General features: G+C 69.5%; 8 protein-coding genes. All 8 read right to left on the bottom strand.

What is annotated here, in order from left to right; translation table 11 throughout:
- Positions 1-68: 68 nt before the first annotated feature.
- Positions 69-9,905 (bottom strand): VWA domain-containing protein, encoded by a 9,837-nt coding sequence (locus JNB62_RS18345; RefSeq protein WP_220302329.1) that lies wholly within the window; start codon positions 9,903-9,905, stop codon positions 69-71.
- Positions 9,906-10,237: 332 nt separating this feature from the next.
- Positions 10,238-10,453, bottom strand: a complete 216-nt coding sequence (locus JNB62_RS18350) for an Rv0909 family putative TA system antitoxin (RefSeq protein ID WP_220302330.1) — start codon at positions 10,451-10,453, stop codon at positions 10,238-10,240.
- 137 nt (positions 10,454-10,590) lie between these two features.
- Complete coding sequence (tuf, locus tag JNB62_RS18355) at positions 10,591-11,784, bottom strand: elongation factor Tu (protein WP_141892556.1); 1,194 nt, start codon at positions 11,782-11,784, stop codon at positions 10,591-10,593.
- Positions 11,785-11,942: 158 nt separating this feature from the next.
- On the bottom strand, positions 11,943-14,057 hold the full coding sequence (gene fusA, locus JNB62_RS18360; protein ID WP_220302331.1) for an elongation factor G: 2,115 nt from the start codon (positions 14,055-14,057) through the stop codon (positions 11,943-11,945).
- A gap of 113 nt (positions 14,058-14,170) precedes the next feature.
- Entirely contained in the window at positions 14,171-14,641 is a 471-nt protein-coding gene (gene rpsG, locus JNB62_RS18365; protein WP_220302332.1) for a 30S ribosomal protein S7, read from the bottom strand.
- A gap of 5 nt (positions 14,642-14,646) precedes the next feature.
- On the bottom strand, positions 14,647-15,015 hold the full coding sequence (gene rpsL, locus JNB62_RS18370; RefSeq protein ID WP_018171438.1) for a 30S ribosomal protein S12: 369 nt from the start codon (positions 15,013-15,015) through the stop codon (positions 14,647-14,649).
- Between the two features lie 309 nt (positions 15,016-15,324).
- The gene (locus JNB62_RS18375; RefSeq protein WP_220302333.1) at positions 15,325-19,800 is read right to left on the bottom strand and encodes an FtsK/SpoIIIE domain-containing protein; all 4,476 of its coding nucleotides are present in this window, start codon (positions 19,798-19,800) and stop codon (positions 15,325-15,327) included.
- Positions 19,797-21,156, bottom strand: a 1,360-nt coding sequence (locus JNB62_RS18380) for an RDD family protein (RefSeq protein WP_220302334.1), incomplete at its 5' end; no start/stop codon positions are given. The genes JNB62_RS18375 and JNB62_RS18380, both read right to left, overlap by 4 nt.

Consider the following 21,156-nt stretch of genomic DNA (forward strand, 5'->3'; position numbering starts at 1 on the left):
GTGGGGGCGCCCCGCCTCTCAGCGGGCCAGGAGAGGGCGGGTCTTGGGGGGACCGCCCCCTCCCGGGATCACAGCGTCGGCTTGGCCTCGCCTCGGCGGCGACGCGCGACGATCAGCACCGAGGCGCCGGTCAGCATCACCACGAGTCCGAGCACGATCAGCGGCAGCGTCGCCCCGCCACCGGTCGCCGGGAGCGCCGACAGCAGCACGGTGGCGTCGTCCGCATCGCGGCCCGGATCGTCCGGATCGCCGAACGTGTGGTACTCCACCACGGCGACGTTGGTGATCGTGTTGACCGCCGACTTCGGGTTCACCATCGCGTCGAGGGTGATCCTCGGCGCCACGCTCGCCCCGCCGTTGTCGGAGTTGATCGGCTGCAGCGGTCCGAACAGCGCACACGTGAGCGTTCCCCCGTAGCCCGCCGGGCTCTGTCCGGTCACCTCGCAGGACTGCCAGTTCGGGAACGCGTCCGCGTCGCCCTTGCCCGGCCAGTTCACCGCGGTGATCTTGATGTCGGCGGGGATCTCGTCCGTCACCACGACGCCCTCGGCGGCTGCATCGTCACTCACGTTCGCGACATCGAGCGTGTAGCTGAACGCCTTGCCCGGCTCGGTGCGCTCGACGCTCGCGGTCTTCTCGACCTGCACCTCGGTGTGGCGCGCGACGAAGCACTCCGGCGTCGCGGCCGGGTACGAGGTCGAGAACGTGAGCGACGGGTTCACCGTGAAGGTGATCTCGGTGTTGAGGCGCCACGAGTAGTCGAGCTCGCTCGGGTCGAGGATCAGGCCGTTGAACACGTACTGAGCCTGCTCTTCCGGCGTCATCACCGTCGCGGTCCCGGGCAGGTAGTACTGCGTCGGGCTCGAACCGGGCACGATGTCGCCGGCCTCGATCGGACGCCACCCCGGGTAGTCGATCGACACGCCCGACGGCGTGAAGGCCGACCCGACCCACGGGATCTCGTCGCTCCAGGTCGTGCCGCTGTCGTCCGAGAGCTCCACCTGCGCCGGAGTGGTCTCCGGCGTGACGGCTCCGTTGACGGGCCGCCACAGGAAGCTCACGGGCTCATCGGCCAGCGATGCGGACTTCGTCACGACCCAGCCGAGGAACGGCGCGTCGGCGACGCAGCGCGTGTAGACGAGCGCCGCGATGTCTCGCGTGGGGGTCGTCACGTCGTCGCAGTCGTTCGTCGGGTCGCCGTCGAGATCCGCGGCCACGCAGGCCTCGTTCACGATCTCGTCGAGCGGCGTCGGCGGTGCCGGCGGCTCCTCGTCGCCCACGACCGCCGGCAGCTCGCCCGAGGTCGCCGGAGGCAGGAACGTCACCTGCACGACGATGGTCGCGCTGGCTCCGACCGCGAGGGTCGGGATGCTCACCGACAGCGTGTTGTCCTCATCGACGAACGCGGGTGCGTTGTCGTTCGTCCAGCCTGCCGGCAGCGTCAGCCCCGTCACCTCGAGCCGCTCGTGGAGCGGGTCGGTGACGACGACGTGCGTGGCATCCCGTGTTCCGTTGTTGGTCGCGGTCAGCTCGTACTCGAACTCCGAGCCCGGCTCGATCGATCCCTCCTCGGGGATGTTCGTCGCGGTCTTCTCGATGCCGACGTCGTCGAAGTGCACCGTCTGGCACGCGTCGTCGCGATCGACCCACTCGCCCGAGCGGACGACGGCTTCGTTCCAGACGAAGTAGCCGTCCTCCTGGGCCTCAAGGCACGCTCGCGGCTGCTCCGTGCTCGGCGGTGCCGTGACCTGCACCGTCGCGGAGACGGTGTAGGTGTGCACGGGGCCCTCGGGCGTCAGCGTTCCCGCCGGCACGATCGTCCACTCGCCTTCGCCGTTCCAGGACGCCCCGGATGCCGGGACCGCGGGTGTCGCGTCGTTCGCGGCCGCGGCGGTCCAGTCCCCGACGAGCTCCACGCCGTCCGGCAGCGTCGGTGCGTCGGTGAGCGTGTAGCCCACCTCGGCCGGCTTCGGCTCCTGGTCGGTCTCGGGGTACGCCACCGTCACCGTGTACGAGATGGTCTGCGTGCCGTCCTCGTTCTGGGTGTAGGCGCCGGCCGTCTTCGTGACCGTCGGGAACACCGGCTCGGCACAGGCGTGCACGTCGGTGCTCTGACCGCCGCTGCGGAGCTGCGCCGTGTTGAGGAAGCCGCCGTACGGCCCTTCGCCCTCTTCACACGTCGTGGTGCCCTCGTCGATGGCCTCCGCCGTCACGTCCGCCGTCACCGTGACGGTGTACGTGTGGGTCGCGCCCGCTGCGATCGTCTTGCCCGATGCGATGTCCGCAGACCAGTCGGAGTCGTCGAACGGGACGTCCGTCTGACGTTCACCGCTCCACGTCGCCGTGTCGATGTCGATGTCACCGCCGAAGTCCAGCTGGTCGCTCAGCGAGTACTTCGCCGACAGCCCGTCCGGGTTCTCCGCGGAGCCCGCCGCGGCGAGCGACGCCGAGAGGTTGTAGACGATCGTCCACTCCCCCGTCTCGGGATCCTGTGTCGACGACGCCACCGACTTGGCGACGGTCGGGTAGACCGCCTGCTTCACCGGGATGCACGCGTCGTCCTGGTCGGCCACGTCGTCGCCGACGTACAGCAGGGCGTTGTTGTAGTAGCCCTTGCCGGGACCCTGCTGCTCGCCGCAGGCGAGGTCGCCCGGAGCGACGGTGCCTGTGACGGTCGCGGTGAACGTGACGGTCCACACCTGGGTCTCGTCCGCACCGAGCGCGACCGGGTCGTCGGGGAACGACGCGCCCGACTCGATCTCGATGGGCTCGTCACCTGCCGGCGTGGTGCGCTGTGCGGTGCCGCCGCCGAGGGTGATGCCCGACGGGAAGCCCGGCACGTCCTGCAGCGTGTAGAAGGTGTCGTACCCGCTCGGGTTCACCGTCAGCTGGTACGTGACCTTCCAGCTGTCGGGGTCTCCCGGGTCCTGCGTGGCGCTCGTGGCCGACTTCTCGATCGTCGGCAGGGCCGGCTCCGAGCAGTCGTCCACCGGGTACTCCACGCCGGCGACGGTGATGACGGCCGTGTTGAGGAAGCCGCCCGAGGGGTCTTCGTCGTCCGGGTAGCAGGCGAGGGTGTCGCCGTTCCACGCGTCGGTGGGCACCGTCGCGTGCACCGTGACGGTGTACGTCGCGGTACCCGCGGTGTCCGTCCGCGGCGGCAGCACCTGGTCGGTCGCGATGGCTGCCGTCCAGTCACCACCCGCCTGGGTGAAGGGCACGTCCGTGCCGCCAGGACCGGTCCACGAGGCATCCTGCACCTCGATGTCGCCACCGAACTCGAGCCGGTCGGTCACGCTGTACACCGCCGGCGCCTCGGTCGAGGTGTTCGTCACGTCGATGTCGTACGTGATCGTCCAGGTGCCGTCGGCGTTCTGCGACGTGCTCGTCACGGTCTTCGACTGCTCGGTGACCGCGCGGACGACCGGGATGCAGTCCTCCGAGTGGTCGGAGCCGACGCCGTTGCTGATCGTCGTGCCGTTCCAGAGCCCGCCATCCTCGGCCTCGCAGTCGAGCGCGCTGTCGGGGACGGATGCCGCGATCTTGACCTTGAGAACCACGAGGTAGACGTTCTCGGAGTTCGCCAGCAGCAGGCCGGTGCCGAGCGGCTTGGTGTGGTCGACCGCCCAGCCGGCGTCGAGCTGGCCGACGTTCCCGGTGCCGATCGAGTCGATCGACGCGGCCCACGCGCCGACGGGCGTGATGCCCGCGGGAAGCGCCACCGGGGTGTCGTGCACCGCGTACTGCAGGGCGATGCCCGTCGGGTTGTACACCCTCACCTTGTAGGCCAGAAGCCAGTCGCCCGCCGCATCCTGAATCGCGGTCGCACCGGTCTTCTCCACCTTCGGGCTCACGGGGACGCCGCAGCCGTCGTCCGTCGCGGTGCCTCCCGGGAAGGTGACCGTCGCGACGTTGTAGAAGCCGCCGCCGGGGTTCTCGCCGTCGGTCGTGCACTTCAGCGCCGTGGCAGGGTCGAACTCCTCGGTGTCGACGGTCGCCTTCACCGTGTACACCCAGACCGCCGAGGCGCCGCCCGCCAGCACGCCTTCCGGCGTGCCGGGGTTGCCGCCCTGCGTCCACGTCCCGGAGCCGGCGACGATGTCGAAGCTCTCGTCGAACTGCGGCGTGTCGGTGATGGCGTACTCGGCCGACAGCGACGGATCGAGGTTCGTCACCGTGATCTGGTACGCGAGCACCCACTCGCCATCGACGTTCTGCGCGACGACGGCGTTCGACTTCTCGATGCCGACCTTCGGCAGGGCGATGCCGTCGCACGCGTCGTCGTCGTCCGAGCCGACACCGTTGGTCACCGTCGCGGTGTTCCACACGCCCGTGCCCGGCCGCTGCCCGCACACGAGGTCGCTCGCCTTCACATCGTTCCCCAGCGTCACGTTCGCGGTGATCGTGAACACGTGCGACGCACCCGCGGGGAGCGTGCCGGTGCCGACCAGGGTGTTGGCCGCCCCGTCGAACGCTGTGGCCGGCACAGTGAACGTGCCACCGTTGAGCGCGGCCGGTCCGGCCGCGGTCCACGACGTGGCCGTCACGCCGGAGGGCAGTGCCGCCGGCGTGTCGGACAGCGAATACCAGAGCGGAATGCTGCTCGGGTTGTTCACCGTGACCGTGTAGTTCAGCACCCAGTCGGTGCCCACCTGCGTGACCGCGGCCGAGTCCTTCTTCACGGTCGGGGTCGCAGGCTGGGCACAGCCGTCGTCGGTCTTCGAGCCGCCGGGGTACTGCACCGTCGCCACGTTGTGGAACGCGCCGCCCTCGCCGGGCTCGCACGTCAGCTCCGGCTCCTCCGCCTCGGGGTCGAACGACGCGACGACGCGGTAGGTGTACTGGTCGGAGCCGCCCGCCTCGATCGGCGTGTTCGCCGCGGGTGCGGAGCCCTCCCAGCCCGCGCTGACGACGTCGAAGCCGACGCCGAGGTCCGGAAGGTCGGTCAGCGTGTAGACCGTGCCCGCGCTGCCGTTGTTGGCGACCGTGATCGTGTAGTCGATCTGCCAGTCGCCGCCGTCGAGCTGCACGACCGTGCCGTCGGTCTTCGAGACCGTCACCGGCGGCGTGTCGATGCCGACGCACGCGTCGTCGTCGACCACGACCTCACCGGAGGTCACGACCGCCGTGTTGAGAAGGCCGCCGTTGCCCGGGCACGCGGTGCCGATCGGGGTCGCGTCGGCCGACGGCTGCAGCACGCCGGTCACGGTGTACGCATAGCTCGTCGCCTTCGGCAGGGTGCCCGACCAGATGGTCCACGGGGATGCCGCGGACGAGGCATCCGTCGGCGCCGGGGCCGCGCCGACCGCGGCCGCCTGCCACTCACCCACGAGGGCCCATCCGGACGGCAGGGTCGGCAGGGTGTCGGCCAGGCTCGCCTGGACGTCGGCACCGGTCTGCGCGTCGGACGGGTTCGTCACGGTGATCGTGTACGAGACGGTCCAGCGGCCGGTCGCGGCATCCCAGCTCGGGATCCCGCCGTCCTTCTTCACCGTCGGGAACACCGGCTGCGCGCAGTCCTGCGCCGTCGAGGTCTTGCCGTCGACCGTCAGGGTGGCCGTGTTGAGGAAGCCTCGGTTCGGCGACTGCGTCGTCGTGCACTTCCAGGCGTCGGTCGTCTCGGTGCCGTCCGCGATCGTCGAGACGACGGTCACGGTGTAGGTGTCGACGCCCGAGGGCGCGAGCGACTGGTTCGTCGCCAGGGTCGCGGTGCCGCCCGGCAGCGTGAACGACGCCTCGGGGCCGCCGTTGCGGCTCCAGGTGGCGGTCGTCGGCGTGATGCCGCCGCCGTACTGGAGCGCGTCACTGAGGTCGTAGAACAGCGTCGACGTGCCCGACTGGTTCGTCACGGTGACGTCGTAGACCACCGTCCACGTGCCGTCGCCGTTCTGCGCCGGGTAGCCCGGGTGGACCTTCTTGGCGACCGTCCCCGTGGCCGGGACCGCTGTATTCGTGATCTGGCATATGACGTTCTTGGCGATCGGCAGGGTGATCTTGCCGTTCGTCACCGTGATGCCCGAGTCACAGCTCCAGCTGCCGGCGGTGTAGCCGGTCGGGCCGCTCTCGCCGAGAGTGTACTCCGTTCCGGCGTCGACCGGCTTCGGACCGGTGGATGCCGTCACGCCGCCGTCGCTCGTCGACGTGGGCGAGGTGAACCCGCCGGTGCCGGCGGCAGAGAGCGTCCACTCCTGAGCCTGGTGCGAGCCGACGCCGTTCTTGTTGTCGACCTTCTTCACCAGCGTGAGCGTGGGCTTCTTCGCGATGTTCGTGAACGTGCAGGTGACGGACTGGCCGTTGGCCACGGTGACCGTCTTGTTCTGCATCGAGGTGCCGCCCGTCGAGCAGACCAGGTCGCTCCAGTCGTAGCCGGCGACGTTCTGCAGCTCGTTCAGCGTGTACGTGCCGGCCTTGACGTCCTTCGTGACGTTGTGGTCGAACGACGTCGTGGTGCCGCCGAGCGTGGCCTGCAGCATCCCGTTCCAGTCCGTCGGCTGGGCGCTGCCGCCGTTGGACGCATCCACGACCTTGACCAGGGTGAGATGCGCCGGCTGGTCGTCGTTCGTGAACGTGCAGGTCACGTCGTCGCCGGGCTTCAGCGTCAGCGTCGCGTTCGCCTTGGTCGTGTCGGGGTAGCCCGTGCACGACAGCGTCGTCCAGTCGTAGCCCGCGGGACCGCCGGCCTCGGCCAGCGTGTACGCGTCGCCCGCGCGGACCGCGCCGGACACACCGGTCTGGCCGTTCAGGTTCGGGCCGTCCTCGGACGTCGCCGTGAGGGTCCATGCGGTGTCGGTTGCCGTGCCGCCGTCGTTGTTCGTGACCTTCTTGACGAGGGTCAGCTTCGGCGCGATGTCGTCGTTGACGATGCGGTAGGTGCCGGTCGCGCCGGGCGCGACCGAGACGTCCCATCCGGTGACGTCGACCCAGTTCCCGCCCACGAGCTGCTGGAGCGTGACCTGCGTGTAGCCCGCGAGCCCCGTCTCAGAGATCGTGTACGTGTGGTCCGGACGCACCTGGATGGTGTTGACCGGGCCGGCCGATTCGGCGCCGTCCACGGTGGTCGCAGTCAGGCCGCTCAGCGCAGCCGGCGTGGCCTTCAGGTCCCAGTCGGAGGCCTCGGCGTCGCCGCCGTCGTCGTTGACGACGTTCTTCAGCAGGACGAGGCTCGCCGTGCGGTTGATCGCCTCGCACTCGACGTGCTGGCCGAGCTGCACCGTCACGCCGCCGTTGAGGCCGTCGTACTCGGTGCCGCGGGTGCCGTTCGCGTTGAGCAGGTAGCAGTGCCACGAGCCGGTGGAACCGGGACGCGGGTTCGCGCCGGGCACGACCTCCTGCGTGTAGCGCGGGTCACCGCCGGACTCGGCGAGCGTGTAGATCACGCCGGGCGTGACGTTCACGAGCGACGTCGGCGACTTCGCGTTCGGACCCGGGAGCGAACCCTGGGGGCCCGTGCCCGTCAGCGTCCACGTCGTCGGGTCCGCCGATCCGCCGACGACCTTCTTCGTCAGCTTGAGCTGCGTGGTGCACGTCACGGTGTTCGTGATCGTGACGACGTTCGGGTTCGGCGTCGAGGTCATCGTGTGCGTGCCCGTGCCCGACGACTCGTTGGTGCAGAACGGCGGCAGGCCGGTGACGGTCTCTGCGATCGCGACCTGCTGTCCGACGTCGTACGTGTACTCCGTGCCGAAGCTGCGGTTCGCGCCGCCGAGGGTCAGTTGGGCCGCGCCGAACGGCTGAGCGCCGTTGGCGTACGTGGTGCCGTTGATGACCCACTTCTTGTCGACCCTCAGGTTCACCTTCGGGTTCGGCGCCTCGTTGTAGACGATGCAGGTCACGATGCGCCCACCGGTCGCGTTGGCGGTGAAGCCCAGTGCGCCGGCGTTGGTCACGTTCACGGTGGCGCCGGTGTCGTCCTTGCAGACCGCGTTCTTCGACGCCTGCTGCAGCAGCTCGTAGCCCTGGGCTGTGCGGTCCTCTTCGGTGATCGTCACCGCCGAGGTCTGGCCCGCCGACAGACCGGTCACCTTGAAGCTGATCGCGCCGGACTGGTTGGTGGAGCCGTTGGTCGGCGTCACCGTGTTCGACGCGTTCGCGGCGGTGAAGCCCCAGCCCGCGGTCGGGGTCGCGTTGGCGATCGTGCCGCCGTTCGGGACGACCATCTTGGTCACGTTGATGGTGCTGTCGCACTGGCCCTTGGCGAGGTTCTGCAGGAACGTCGAGAGCGCCGCGTAGTTGTCGACCAGGTAGTAGTCGCTGTTCGCCGTCGGTCCCGAGATCGCCTGGATGTTGGCCTCGGCGCCGTCGACGCCGATGCCGACCGGCACCACGCGCGTGCCGAGGTTCTTCACCGAGTTCGCCGAGAAGACGGCGTTCTCGACCTCGCGGAAGCGCGAGAAGCTGCCCGGTCCCTCGGCGTTCGGGCCGTAGACGGTGGGCGTGCCGTCCGTGAGCATGAGCAGGACGTCGACCTTGTTCGCCGCATCCCCCGCGACCTGCCACAGACCGCGGTCCCAGTTGGTCGCTCCCGCGTCGCCGCCGGGGCGGACCAGGCCGTCGATCTTGTTCTTCACGGTGGTGGCGCCGCCCGCGGTCGCCACGGAAGTGAGCCCGAGCGAGCTGTTCGACCCGCCGGCCGCAGGGGCGCTGGTCGCGAACGTCCACAGCGCCAGCTGCGAAGGCGTGCCCTGCAGCTTGTCGACGAAGTCCTTCGCCGCGGTCTTGAGCTGCGTGAACTCGGTGCCGTCGATGGAGTTGGAGAGGTCGATGAGCAGACCGACGCGGACGCCGCACGTCTGCAGGGCGGTCGGATTGACCTTGCTGTTCGCCCAGAACCCGCCGGACGTGTTGGCGTCGTTGCCGGTGCCCACCTTCGGATAGGTCGTGTTCGAACCGGCGCCGATCGAGTCGGTGCGGAAGCGGTACGCCTGGTTGGAGGCCGAGCTGCCGACGTTCAGCTGCGGGACGATGCTCCACCCGCTGGGCGCCGACTTCTCGATGATCCAGTACTGCGCGCCGCTGGGCACGGGAACCGAGCACTTACCGTCGGCCGCCGTGGTGCACGTCCCGACGAGGTTCGCCCCGTTCGTGTCGGGCGCGGTGCTGGTGCCGCCCTTGTAGACCTCGAACACCGCGTCCTGCAGGCCGGCGACCGTCTGGCCGCCCGTGCGCAGGCCGCCCTTCTGGATCGTGATCGTCCCCGGCTGGATGTACGTCTGCGTGAAAGTGCAGTCGGCCGCTCGGAGCACGCCGCCGCCGGACGTGTTGTTCGGGAAGTCGACAGTGCGCGCGTTCTGGTCGACATCGACTTGCCCGCTGTTGGTCGTGCACGAGAACGTCGTCGTGTAGTTCGCCTGAATCGCGGCAGTCGCGTTCGCCGAGAGGGTGTAGGTCGAGTTGCGCGGAACTGCGCGCTGCTGCCCGTTCGTGAAGGTGAACTCGTCGCCCGACGCGTTGTCACGCACGGCCTTCAGCGCCCAGTCACCAGCCATCGCGGTGCCGCCGCCGGTGTTGACGACGTTTACGCGCATGGTCAGGTTGGCACAGTTGCTCGTACAGTCGGCGGCGATCAGCGCGAGCGGCGCGATCTCGGCCTGCGGCGCCACGCGCGCCTGCGGGCTGGTCTGCTCGGGCGCAGGCTCGGTCACGGGCGGCGCCGGGTCGGTGACCTCGGGTGCCGGCGCGGACTCCTCCGGTGCGGGGTCGGCGGGCGGCGTCGCAGCCTCGTCCGACGGCGGGGTCGGGGTCGCGGCATCCGTCCCCGCATCGTCCGCGTCGGTCGACTCGGTGCTCGCGGACGGCGACGGCGCGGGCGCCGGAGTCTCCTCCGCCAGCGCCGGCGACATGCCGGTGAAGATCAGCGCGCCCGAGAGCAGCGTCGCGATGCCGCCGGCATACCACCGGTGCCGCATCGTCAGTCTGCGGTCGCGCTCCCGAGCCGCTCGCAGGCCGCGCCGGATTCCCGTGCGCGCTGAACGTCCATTTCCCCAGTACCCAGACATCAAGGTTTCCCCTTCTCGCTGATGTCAGCTCAAGGGGACCCCGAGTTTCCCGGTCGGACTCCCCAAGTGTGCGTTCCCACCGGTGTTAACTCCCCAGTTGCACCGGACGCACATAGCCCACGGTCAAGCTAGCGGCGTTCGGAGTATGCCGTCAAGCGGCCTCGGTCACGCCCCGATCACGATCCGCTCAGGAAATGCGAAAGCGGCCCGGGTCGCCCCGGGCCGCTTTCGACTGTCTCAGGTCACTCGTTGCCGATGGCCTTGTCGACGCTGTCACGCACGCCGTCGACGTGCTGGTCGATGCTGTCGGGCGCCACCTTCTTGACGAAGTCGGCGGCCGCGTCCAGCACGTTGTCGCTGATCCCTTCGGCCTGCTCAGACTTGAGGACGTCGTCGATCTTGTCCTTGTTCTGATCCAGGAATTCCTTGCCCTGGTTGACGATGTCGTCGATTCCCATGCTCACTCCTTCTCGCCCCCGAGTGCGGCGTCACGTCACATTCTGGTGGGAGGGATGCCGCGAACGGAAGTCCGCCGAGCACGACAAGAGGGCCGCACCCCTGCGGGTGCGGCCCTCTCTGCAGCAGTTCGAAGAACTTACTTGATGATCTTCGTCACCGTGCCGGCGCCGACGGTACGGCCACCCTCACGGATGGCGTAGCCGAGGCCCTCCTCCATGGCGATCGGCTGGATCAGCTCGACCGTCATGTCGGTGGTGTCGCCGGGCATGACCATCTCGGTGCCCTCGGGCAGCGTGATGACGCCGGTGACGTCGGTGGTGCGGAAGTAGAACTGCGGACGGTAGTTCGTGAAGAACGGGTTGTGACGGCCGCCCTCCTCCTTGGACAGGATGTACGCCGTGCCCTCGAAGTTGGTGTGCGGGGTGACCGAACCGGGCTTCACGACGACCTGGCCGCGCTCGACGTCGTCACGCTTGGTGCCGCGCAGGAGCAGACCACAGTTCTCGCCGGCCCAGGCCTCGTCGAGCTGCTTGTGGAACATCTCGATACCGGTGACGATCGTCTTCTGCGTCGGGCGCAGACCCACGATCTCGACCTCGGAGTTGATGGCCAGCGTGCCACGCTCGGCGCGGCCCGTGACGACCGTGCCACGGCCCGTGATGGTGAAGACGTCCTCGATGGGCATGAGGAACGGCTTGTCCTTGTCACGCACCGGGTCGGGGATCGACGAGTCCACGGCCTCCATGAGGTCGAGGATCGACTGCGTCCACTGCTCGTCGCCCTCGAGAGCCTTGAGGCCCGAGACGCGCACGACGGGGGCGTTGTCGCCGTCGAAGTCCTGCGACGACAGCAGCTCGCGGACCTCGAGCTCGACGAGCTCCAGGATCTCCTCGTCGTCGACCATGTCCGACTTGTTCAGCGCGACCAGCAGGTAGGGGACGCCGACCTGCTTGGCGAGCAGCACGTGCTCACGCGTCTGAGCCATCGGGCCGTCGGTGGCGGCGACCACGAGGATCGCGCCGTCCATCTGAGCGGCACCGGTGATCATGTTCTTGATGTAGTCGGCGTGACCCGGGGCGTCGACGTGAGCGTAGTGACGCTTCGGGGTCTCGTACTCGACGTGCGAGATGTTGATCGTGATACCGCGCTGGCGCTCCTCGGGAGCCGAGTCGATCGACGCGAAGTCGCGCTGCACGTTGGTGGCCGACGGGTACTTGTCGGCGAGCACCTTCGAGATAGCTGCGGTGAGCGTGGTCTTGCCGTGGTCGACGTGACCGATCGTTCCGATGTTCACGTGCGGCTTGGTGCGCTCGAACTTGGCCTTAGCCACTGGGTCCTCCTCAGGACGTTCGTGTAGAGGTTCCGGACGCTGGTGTGCGTCGGTCGTCTACGGGGATGTCTCCAGCTTAGTAGAGACGGTTCTGTTGGTTCTGTGTGAAGTTGTGCCGTCGGGATGCCTCGTCGCCGAGGCATCCCGACAGAAAAGGGTTACTCGCCCTTGACCTTCTGGATGATCTCGTCAGCCACGTTGCGAGGAACCTCGGCGTAGCTGTCGAACTCCATCGAGTACACGGCGCGGCCCGAGGTCTTCGAGCGCAGGTCGCCGATGTAGCCGAACATCTCGGACAGCGGCACCAGCGCACGGACGACCTTGACGCCCTGGGCGTCCTCCATCGACTGGATCTGGCCACGACGCGAGTTCAGGTCGCCGATGACGTCGCCCATGTACTCCTCGGGAGTACGGACCTCGACGGCCATGAGGGGCTCGAGGATGACGGGGTTCGCCTTGCGGACCGCCTCCTTGAAGCCCATCGAGCCGGCGATCTTGAACGCCATCTCGGACGAGTCGACGTCGTGCGAGGCACCGTCGATGAGGATCGCCTTGACGCCCACCATGGGGTAGCCGGCGAGCACGCCGACGTTCATGGCGTCCTGGAAGCCCTGGTTGGTCGGCTCGATGTACTCGCGCGGGATGCGGCCACCGGTGACCTTGTTCTCGAACTCGTACGTCTTGTCGGCCGTGACCTCGAGGGGCTCCAGCGCGAACTGGATCTTCGCGAACTGGCCCGAGCCACCGGTCTGCTTCTTGTGCGTGTAGTCGTGACGCTCGACGGTCTTGCGGATCGTCTCGCGGTACGCGACCTGCGGCTTGCCGACGTTGGCCTCGACCTTGAACTCGCGCTTCATGCGGTCCACGAGGATGTCGAGGTGCAGCTCGCCCATGCCCTTGATGACCGTCTGGCCGGTCTCGGCGTTCTGCTCGACGCGGAACGTCGGGTCCTCTTCGGCCAGCTTCTGGATCGCGAGACCCAGCTTCTCCTGGTCGGCCTTGGTCTTCGGCTCGATGGCGACCTCGATGACCGGCTCGGGGAACGTCATCGACTCGAGGACGACCTGGTTGGCGGCATCCGACAGGGTGTCACCGGTGGTGGTGTCCTTGAGGCCGATGACGGCGTAGATGTGGCCGGCGGTGACCGAGTCGACCGGGTTCTCCTTGTTGGCGTGCATCTGGAAGATCTTTCCGATGCGCTCCTTCTTGCCCTTGGTCGCGTTGACGACCTGGGCGCCGGAGTCGAGGTGACCCGAGTACACGCGGATGTACGTCAGGCGGCCGAAGAACGGGTGCGACACGATCTTGAACGCGAGAGCCGTGAACGGCTCGTCGCGGTCAGGGTGACGCTCGATGATCTTCTCTTCGTCCTTCGGGTCGTGCGCCTCGATGGCGGGCACGTCGAGGGGCGACGGCAGGTAGTCGACGACCGCGTCGAGCATCGGCTGGACGCCGCGGTTCTTGAACGCCGAGCCGCAGAGCACGGGGTACAGCTCGCCCGAGATGGTGAGCTTGCGGATGGCGCCCTTGATCTCGGCGACCGACAGCTCCTCGCCACCGAAGTATTTCTCGAGCAGGTGCTCGTCGCTCTCGGCGACGGTCTCGAGGAGCTTCTCGCGGTACTCGGCGGCCTTGTCGGCGAGATCCGCGGGGATCTCCTGCACCTCGTACTTCGCGCCCATCGTCACGTCGCCCTTGGCGTCGCCGGGCCACACCAGCGCGCGCATCTCGACCAGGTCGATGACGCCCACGAAGTCGTTCTCGGCGCCGATCGGCAGCTGCAGCACGAGCGGCTTGGCCTTCAGGCGGTTGATGATGGTGTCGACGGTGAAGTAGAAGTCGGCGCCCAGCTTGTCCATCTTGTTGACGAAGCAGATGCGGGGCACGTCGTACTTGTCGGCCTGACGCCACACGGTCTCGGACTGGGGCTCGACGCCCTCCTTGCCGTCGAAGACGGCGACCGCGCCGTCGAGGACGCGGAGCGACCGCTCGACCTCGACCGTGAAGTCGACGTGGCCGGGCGTGTCGATGATGTTGATCTGGTTCTTGTCCCAGAAGCAGGTGACGGCGGCCGACGTGATCGTGATGCCGCGCTCCTGCTCCTGCTCCATCCAGTCGGTGGTGGCAGCGCCGTCGTGCGTCTCGCCGATCTTGTGGTTGACGCCCGTGTAGAACAGGATGCGCTCGGTCGTCGTCGTCTTGCCGGCATCGATGTGCGCCATGATGCCGATGTTGCGGACCTTGGTGAGGTCGGTGAGCACTTCTTGTGCCACGGGGTGTCCTTAATGTTGTGGAGGGCGAGGGGGCGTTTCGTCTCGCTCGTTCCTCGCTCGCTCAACGACCGGGTTCGGTCGTTGAGCGAGCGAAGCGAGACGAAACGCGCCGATTACCAGCGGTAGTGCGCGAAGGCGCGGTTCGACTCGGCCATCTTGTGGGTGTCCTCGCGGCGCTTGACCGCGGCACCGAGGCCGTTCGAGGCGTCCAGGATCTCGTTCTGCAGACGCTCGGTCATCGTCTTCTCACGACGGCCCTTCGCGTAGCTCACGAGCCAGCGGAGCGCCAGCGTGTTGGCGCGGTGAGGCTTGACCTCGACCGGCACCTGGTAGGTCGAGCCGCCGACGCGGCGGCTCTTGACCTCGAGCGTGGGGCGCACGTTGTCGAGCGCCTTCTTGAGCGTGGCGACGGCGTCCTGGCCGTTCTTCGCCTCGACGCCCTGGAGGGCGCCGTAGACGATCGACTCGGCGATCGACTTCTTGCCGTCGACGAGGATCTTGTTCACCAGCTGGCTGACGATCGGAGCGCCGTAGACCGGGTCGTTGGCGACGGGACGCTTGGGGGCGGGACCCTTACGAGGCATCTGACTCAGCCCTTCTTCGCGCCGTAGCGGCTGCGAGCCTGCTTACGGTTCTTGACAGCCTGGGTGTCGAGCGCACCCCGGACGATCTTGTAGCGGACACCCGGAAGGTCCTTCACACGGCCGCCACGGACCAGCACGAGCGAGTGCTCCTGCAGGTTGTGACCCTCACCGGGGATGTACGCGGTGACCTCGGTGCCGTTGCGGAGCTTGACACGGGCGACCTTGCGCATCGCCGAGTTCGGCTTCTTGGGCGTGGTCGTGTACACGCGGGTGCAGACGCCCGCCTGCTGGGGGTTCGCCTTCAGTGCCGGCGCCTTGGTCTTCGAGACCTTGGGCGAGCGACCCTTGCGAACCAACTGCTGAATAGTTGGCACGTTCTCTCCTCATAGTGCTGCACGGTGACAGCGTCGTGGTTTCACCACAGACCCACCGGCGCGACAGGAATCCGCCGTGCGTTTCGTGATGGGTATGCCGTGGGGGTGGCCTGTTCGCAGACCGTTCCCTGAATGCGGCGCCCGCCCGGCCGCCGACACGCCGAGGCACGTCGGACGGCGCGCGTGAGCGCACACCCGATCTATGATACGTGGCTTTCGGGGGTCGGGCAAACACGCACGGCCCCGGACATGGAGAAGTGGATGCCGGCGGCCCGGGCCGCCGGCATCCACTCGAAGAATCGGCGCGAGTCAGCCGACCAGAGGCAGCTGCACCGTCACGAAGCGGCCGTTCTCGACGAACAGGCCGCGCCCCGGCGGGAACTCGTGGCGCTGCACCTTCGGGAACGGCACCTTGAAGAGCGACTCGCCGTCGTAGCTGTCGGGGCGCAGCGCGATCCCGTGCCTGCCGGCCTTGAGCTCGCCGATGAGTCCGTAGCCGCCCGACAGCTGCGTCACGTCGCCGTCGGCGACGAGGAAGTGGTCGCTGCGGTTGATGGCCTGGAAGAGCTCCTTGAGCGGACGCTCGGCATCGCTGTCGCCGAACTCGGTGATGTTCTCGACGACGATCGCGATGCGGCTGGTCACCGTCTCGTCGGCCACGATCTCTTTGAGCTCCTTGGCCAGCGTGCGGACGTCCTCGATGCCGATGGCCGACCGGCGCCACGGCCGGTCGTCGCGCAGCACGGCGCGGCGCCCGCCGAAGTGGAACAGCTCCACGTTCGGGTCGAAGCGCTGCAGCGCGCGCACGATGCCGCGCACGGCGGTCGTCTTGCCGGACTGCGGCGGACCGGCCACGACGAAGGTGCCGACGGGCTCGAAGCCCCGGGCGCCGAGCGTGTCGTCGCCGATGCCGAGCACGGGAAGGGCGTCGATGCTGGCGGGCAGGGTGGCGGCATCCAATTCGGTCGGAAGCGAGCCGATGTTGCGGGCCTCCACCGCACCGGCGGCGCGCAGCGCAGCGGCGAACTGCTCGGCCGCGGCGTTCTGCTCGGCGACGTTGGTGGTGCCGCCGATGACCGCGATCTGCGTCTCGAGGCCGTCGACGATGGCACGGCCGGGGACGCTGCGCTCGTTCAGGACGTCCTTCGGGACGCCGAGGATCGAGTACGCGCCCTCGTCCGACATGCGCAGCACGACGCGCTTGGTGACGTTGGCGCTCACTGCGGTGGGGACGGCGCCGTAGCGGTCGGCGGTGGCCACCACATGGATGCCCAGCGGGCGGCCCTCGCCGAGGATGCGCATGAAGATGGCGTAGTACGCCGCGCGGGCCGACGTGGTCTCCCAGTCCTGCTTGAAGACGCCGAAGCCGTCGAGCAGCAGGATGACGCGCGGCTCGCTCATGTCGCCGGTGATGGTGCGGTACTCGCTCAGCGATGCCGCATTGACCTCCGAGAACCGCTTGCCGCGGTCGTCGAGCATCTGTCGGATGGTGCGCAGCAGGCGCTGGACGCGCTCGACGTCGTCGCCCGAGACGACCGACCCGACGTGCGGCATCGTCTCGAGCGAGCGCAGCGCGCCGGTGCCGAAGTCGATGCCGTACACGGCGACGCGCCCGGACTGCGGGCGGGCGCCGGCGGCGATGCCGATCGAGCGCAGGGCCGCGGACTTTCCGGCACCGCTCGTGCCGTACACGAGCATGTGGCCGTCGGTGTCGGGGCTGAAGAACACCGCCTCCTGCAGCTGGCGCTGCGGGATGTCGGCGAGGCCCAGCGGGATGCGGTCGTCCCCCGCCATCGGCAGGTCGCGCAGGTCGATCGTGGTGGCGAGGTCGTCGAGCCACGGCCGGCGGGGAGCCGGGATGCCGGCATCCTTCGCCGCCGCCACCAGGTTGGCCACGAGGCGCTTCTGGTCGTTGGGACCGAGGTCCTCGTCGTGGGTGTCGGACTCGCCCTCGCTGTCGCTCTCCCACAGCGTCACCGAGCCGAAGCGCAGCTCTGCCACGCGCACCTGGACGCGGTCGGGCTCGTCGGTCGTCCAGCCGCCCGCATAGCCCGACTGGAACGGCACGAGGCGGCCGGGTCCGGTCTTGGCGATGCCGCGGCCGGGCAGCGACGGGTCGAACGTCGACGCCACCGCGTCGCCCACGACGTCGTTGGAGTCGGCCGCGTCGGCCATCCGCAGCGCGACGCGCAGGTTCGTGTTGGCGCGCAGATTGTCTTTGATGACGCCCGCCGGCCGCTGCGTGGCCATGATGAGGTGGATGCCGAGAGACCGGCCTCGCTGGGCGATGTCGACGACGCCGTCCACGAACTCGGGCACCTCGGTGGCCAGCGCCGCGAACTCGTCGATCACGAGGATGAGCGCCGGAGGCGTATCGGGGTCCTGGCGCTTCTCGAGCTCCAGGAGGTCCTTCGCCTTCTTGCGGTTGAAGAGGTGCTCGCGGTGGTGCAGCTCCGCGCGCAGCGACGTCAGCGCGCGCCGCACGAGGTGCGGCGACAGGTCGGTGACGAGGCCGACGGTGTGCGGCAGGTCGACGCAGTCCGCGAACGCCGAGCCGCCCTTGTAGTCCACGAACAGGAACGTGACGCGGTCGGGGCTGTACTCCGCCGCCATACCCAGCACCCATGCCTGCAGGAACTCGGACTTGCCCGAACCGGTCGTGCCGCCCACCAGCGCGTGCGGACCCTGCGTGCGCAGGTCGAGCGACATCGCGTCGGGGCTCCCCTGGCCGATGTAGGCCTTGAGCGTGCCTGCGCGCTTCAGGCGCGGCCGCGGACCGCGGCGGCGGTCGATGATGGAGTTGTTCTGCCGCCACCGTTCGATCGCGGCCTGCGGGTCGGCGGCCATGTCGGTGCCGATGAGGCGCAGCATCGAGACGCTGGCGGGCAGGTCGGACGAGTCGGCCGCGACCGAGCTCGAATCGACCACGGGCGCGAGGCGCTTGGCGAAGATCTCGGCGTACCCGCGCGAGACGCCCTCGACCTGCACCGAGCGCGCCCGGTCGCCGGCGCGCACCCAGCCCACCATCGCGTCGTCGAGGCCGTTCGAGACGTCGATGAACGTGCGGCACGCCGCCGGCAGCGACTCGACGGTCGGGGCGACGAAGATCGTGTAGACGCCGGCATCCGGTCCGCGCTCGATGACCTGCGTGAGACGGGGCCTGTCGACCGGTGCGTCGTGCGTGACGAACAGGACCAGCGACACGTCGCCCACGGCGCCGGTGTCACGCCCCTCGCCGACGCTCTTGCCGAGCGCCATCGAGCTCTCGTTCTCGGACACCGGCCCGCGCCGCGTCGCGGAGCCCGACAGCCGCTCGAGGATCGCCTCTTCGAGCCCGTTGAGCAGGGCCGTCCCCGCGGACTGGCTGTCGGCGAGCGCCATCTCGGCGAACGGGGAGCGCGGGCTGGTCGTGTGCGGCAGCCACTTCATCCACTCCATGTCGCCGGTCCAGGCCGGGTCGATGATGGCGGCCGTGACCACCTCGTTGGGCGCGTGCAGGCCGAACAGCTGGACGCCGAGGCCCCGCACGACGTCGGCGGCGAGCTCGCGGGGTCCGGCGATGCCGATGGCGCCCGCCGAGGGCAGCAGCTCGATCGCCGGGACGTCGTCGATCTGCGCGAACCGATCGCGCAGCGCGCGCACCTGCTGCGCGTACTGGGCGATGCCGCGCTGGTCGTTGGGCTCCTGGACGGTGTTGCGGCTGGCAGCCGTGCCGACGCCCAGCCGCAGCCCGAGGAAGTTCCAGTGCTCGGGCCGCCGTGTCCACAGCAGCGGCCCCAGCGACATCGCGTTCTCGTAGATGGTGGCGGTCGCCGGCGCCTCGGCCCGGCGCCGCTCGCGTTCGAGCCGCTCCTCCTCTTCGAGGGACTGCTCGAGCTCGTCGATCTGCGTCTCGAACGTCTCGATCTCGAGCTCGAGCTTCTTGCCCTGCTGCGTGCGCTGGCCGATGAAGTTGCCGAGCATCATGAGCGGCGCCATCACGACGATGAGCAGCGACGTGGCGCGGCCGGTGAACGCGAACATGCCGAGGCCCAGCAGCACCGGCGCCATGATCATCGGCCACGGGAAGATGCGCGGGTCTGCTTCGTTGGGGATGATCGGATGCCGGAACTCGCGGCCCGTGTAGCGGTCCTCGACCCGCGGCGATCGGTTGAACATCAGCGCGCCGCCGCGCTCGAGCACGAGCGAGTCGTCGGTCTGCACGCGCGGCGCGAGCGCGAACGACACCTCGGTGGAGCCGATCGTGATGCGCTGCCCCGGCAGGACGCGCACGCGCTGCACGAGGCCGCCGTCGACGATGAGGCCGTTCGCCGAGTTGAGGTCGATGAGGTCGATGCCCTGGTCGACGTCGACGCGGGCGTGGCGCTTCGAGACCTGCGGGTCGTCCAGCAGCACCTGCGCGGGGGCGACGCGACCGATGATGCTCGATCCGGCGGGGAGGGGGATGGTGCGGCCGGCGTCGGGGCCGTTGTGGATGCGCATGACGGCAGCGGTGGCCGCGGCATCCATCCCCGTCGCCAGCGCGGGGACGACCGAGGCGTCGAACCCGGACCCGATGGGCGCGTCGGCGATCGGCATGGCCGGGTTCAGGTGCACCGGCTGGCCGGCCGGCGACGCCACCAGCAGCGTCGGCACCTCGCTCGCGTTGACGCCGCCGGGCGCCGCGAGAGCGTCGCCGTCGGCGAGGGCCCGCGCGACGTCCTGCACGGTCGCCGTCGCATCGGCGGTCACGAGCACGTCGACGGACGACCCCACGCCTCGACGCAGACTCAGCTTCAGCTTCACGAATCGGCACCTCTCGCCACGAGTTCGAACGACCTTCCGCCCACTTGCACGGACCAGCCCAGGGGCACACGCGCCGCCTGGTCGGACGGCACGTCGACCACGTCGCCGCCGGGCGACACCAGCTGCGTGCCGTTGCGGGAGCCGCGGTCGGCGACCCACAGACCCTCGGCGTCCTGGCCGAACGCCGCGTGCGTCTTGGACATCAGCCGCTGCGGGTCGTCCAGTCGCACGAGTGCCTCGACCTGCTCGCCTGCGGCCGGCTCGGGGTCGCGGCCGATGAGGCCGCGCGTCGGGACGCGCACGATGGAGCCGTCGTCGAACCGGATCATCGCCTGCGCGCGGCGGGAGCCGACAGGTCCCGTGCCCGGATTCGCCGGAGTCGCGGCTGGGGCCGAGGCAGGGGCCGGGGCGGGCGTTCTCGGCGACTCGCCGGAAACGGCGGCAGGAGCTGCTGATCCCGGCGACTCGGTGGGACGAGGCGTCGGGGCCGGGGCGGCCGGGGCTCCGGGCGTTCGCGGCGACTCGCCAGAACGGCCGGCGGGAGCCGCAGGGCTCGCGGGCGTGACGCCGGGGGCCCCGGTCACGAGGCCCGTCGCGGCGTGGGCGGTCGCCGCGCCGCCGGGCACCGCGGCGATGACGCTCGCGTCGATCCCGTCCGACACCGCTTCCCACTGGGCACCCGTGCTGCCGGGCCCGACGACGCCGGCCCGCGAACGGACGCCCGGGATCCTCAGCGCGACGGCGGCATCGGCGTCGCTGGCCATCGAGGGCAGGTTCTCGCTCTGCTCGGGGCGACCCGCCGCCGCACGCCGCGCATGGCGCAGGGCCTTGGCGTCGAACGGGTCGAGGCCGGCGCGGGCGTCGATGACCCAGCATCCGCCGACGCGGTCCAGGATGCTGCGGCCCCGGCGCTGCGGATCCCACAGGCCCGACGCGAACATCAGGGCCGGTCCGACGATCGGCACGATCCCGCTCGCCCACAGCACGAGCGCGCGCAGCGTGACATGCCAGAAGCCGGGACGCCCCCAGTCGTCCACCGCGATGGAACGCAGGCGCATCGAGGCCTTGCCCGCCGTGACGCCGCGGCGCCCGTGCAGCACGAGCTGCAGCAGACCGAACAGCAGCGGCAGCACGGCGCCGACGATCAGGAGCAGCGGCACGACGAACGACGTGTCGCCCATGGCCAGCATGACGGCGCCGACCACCGCGGGCGAGGCCAGCACCAGCCAGATGCCCGCGTCGATCGTGAAGGCGAGCGACCGGATGCCGGGCCCGGCCGGCACCATGCCGAGGGCTTCGGCGTCTTCGGGAGCGGAGCCGGAAGCGGGCGGGGATGCGGGGCGGGCGGATGCGGGG

The sequence above is a fragment of the Microbacterium jejuense genome (assembly GCF_019511665.1).
Classification (GTDB): Bacteria; Actinomycetota; Actinomycetes; order Actinomycetales; family Microbacteriaceae; genus Microbacterium; species Microbacterium jejuense_A.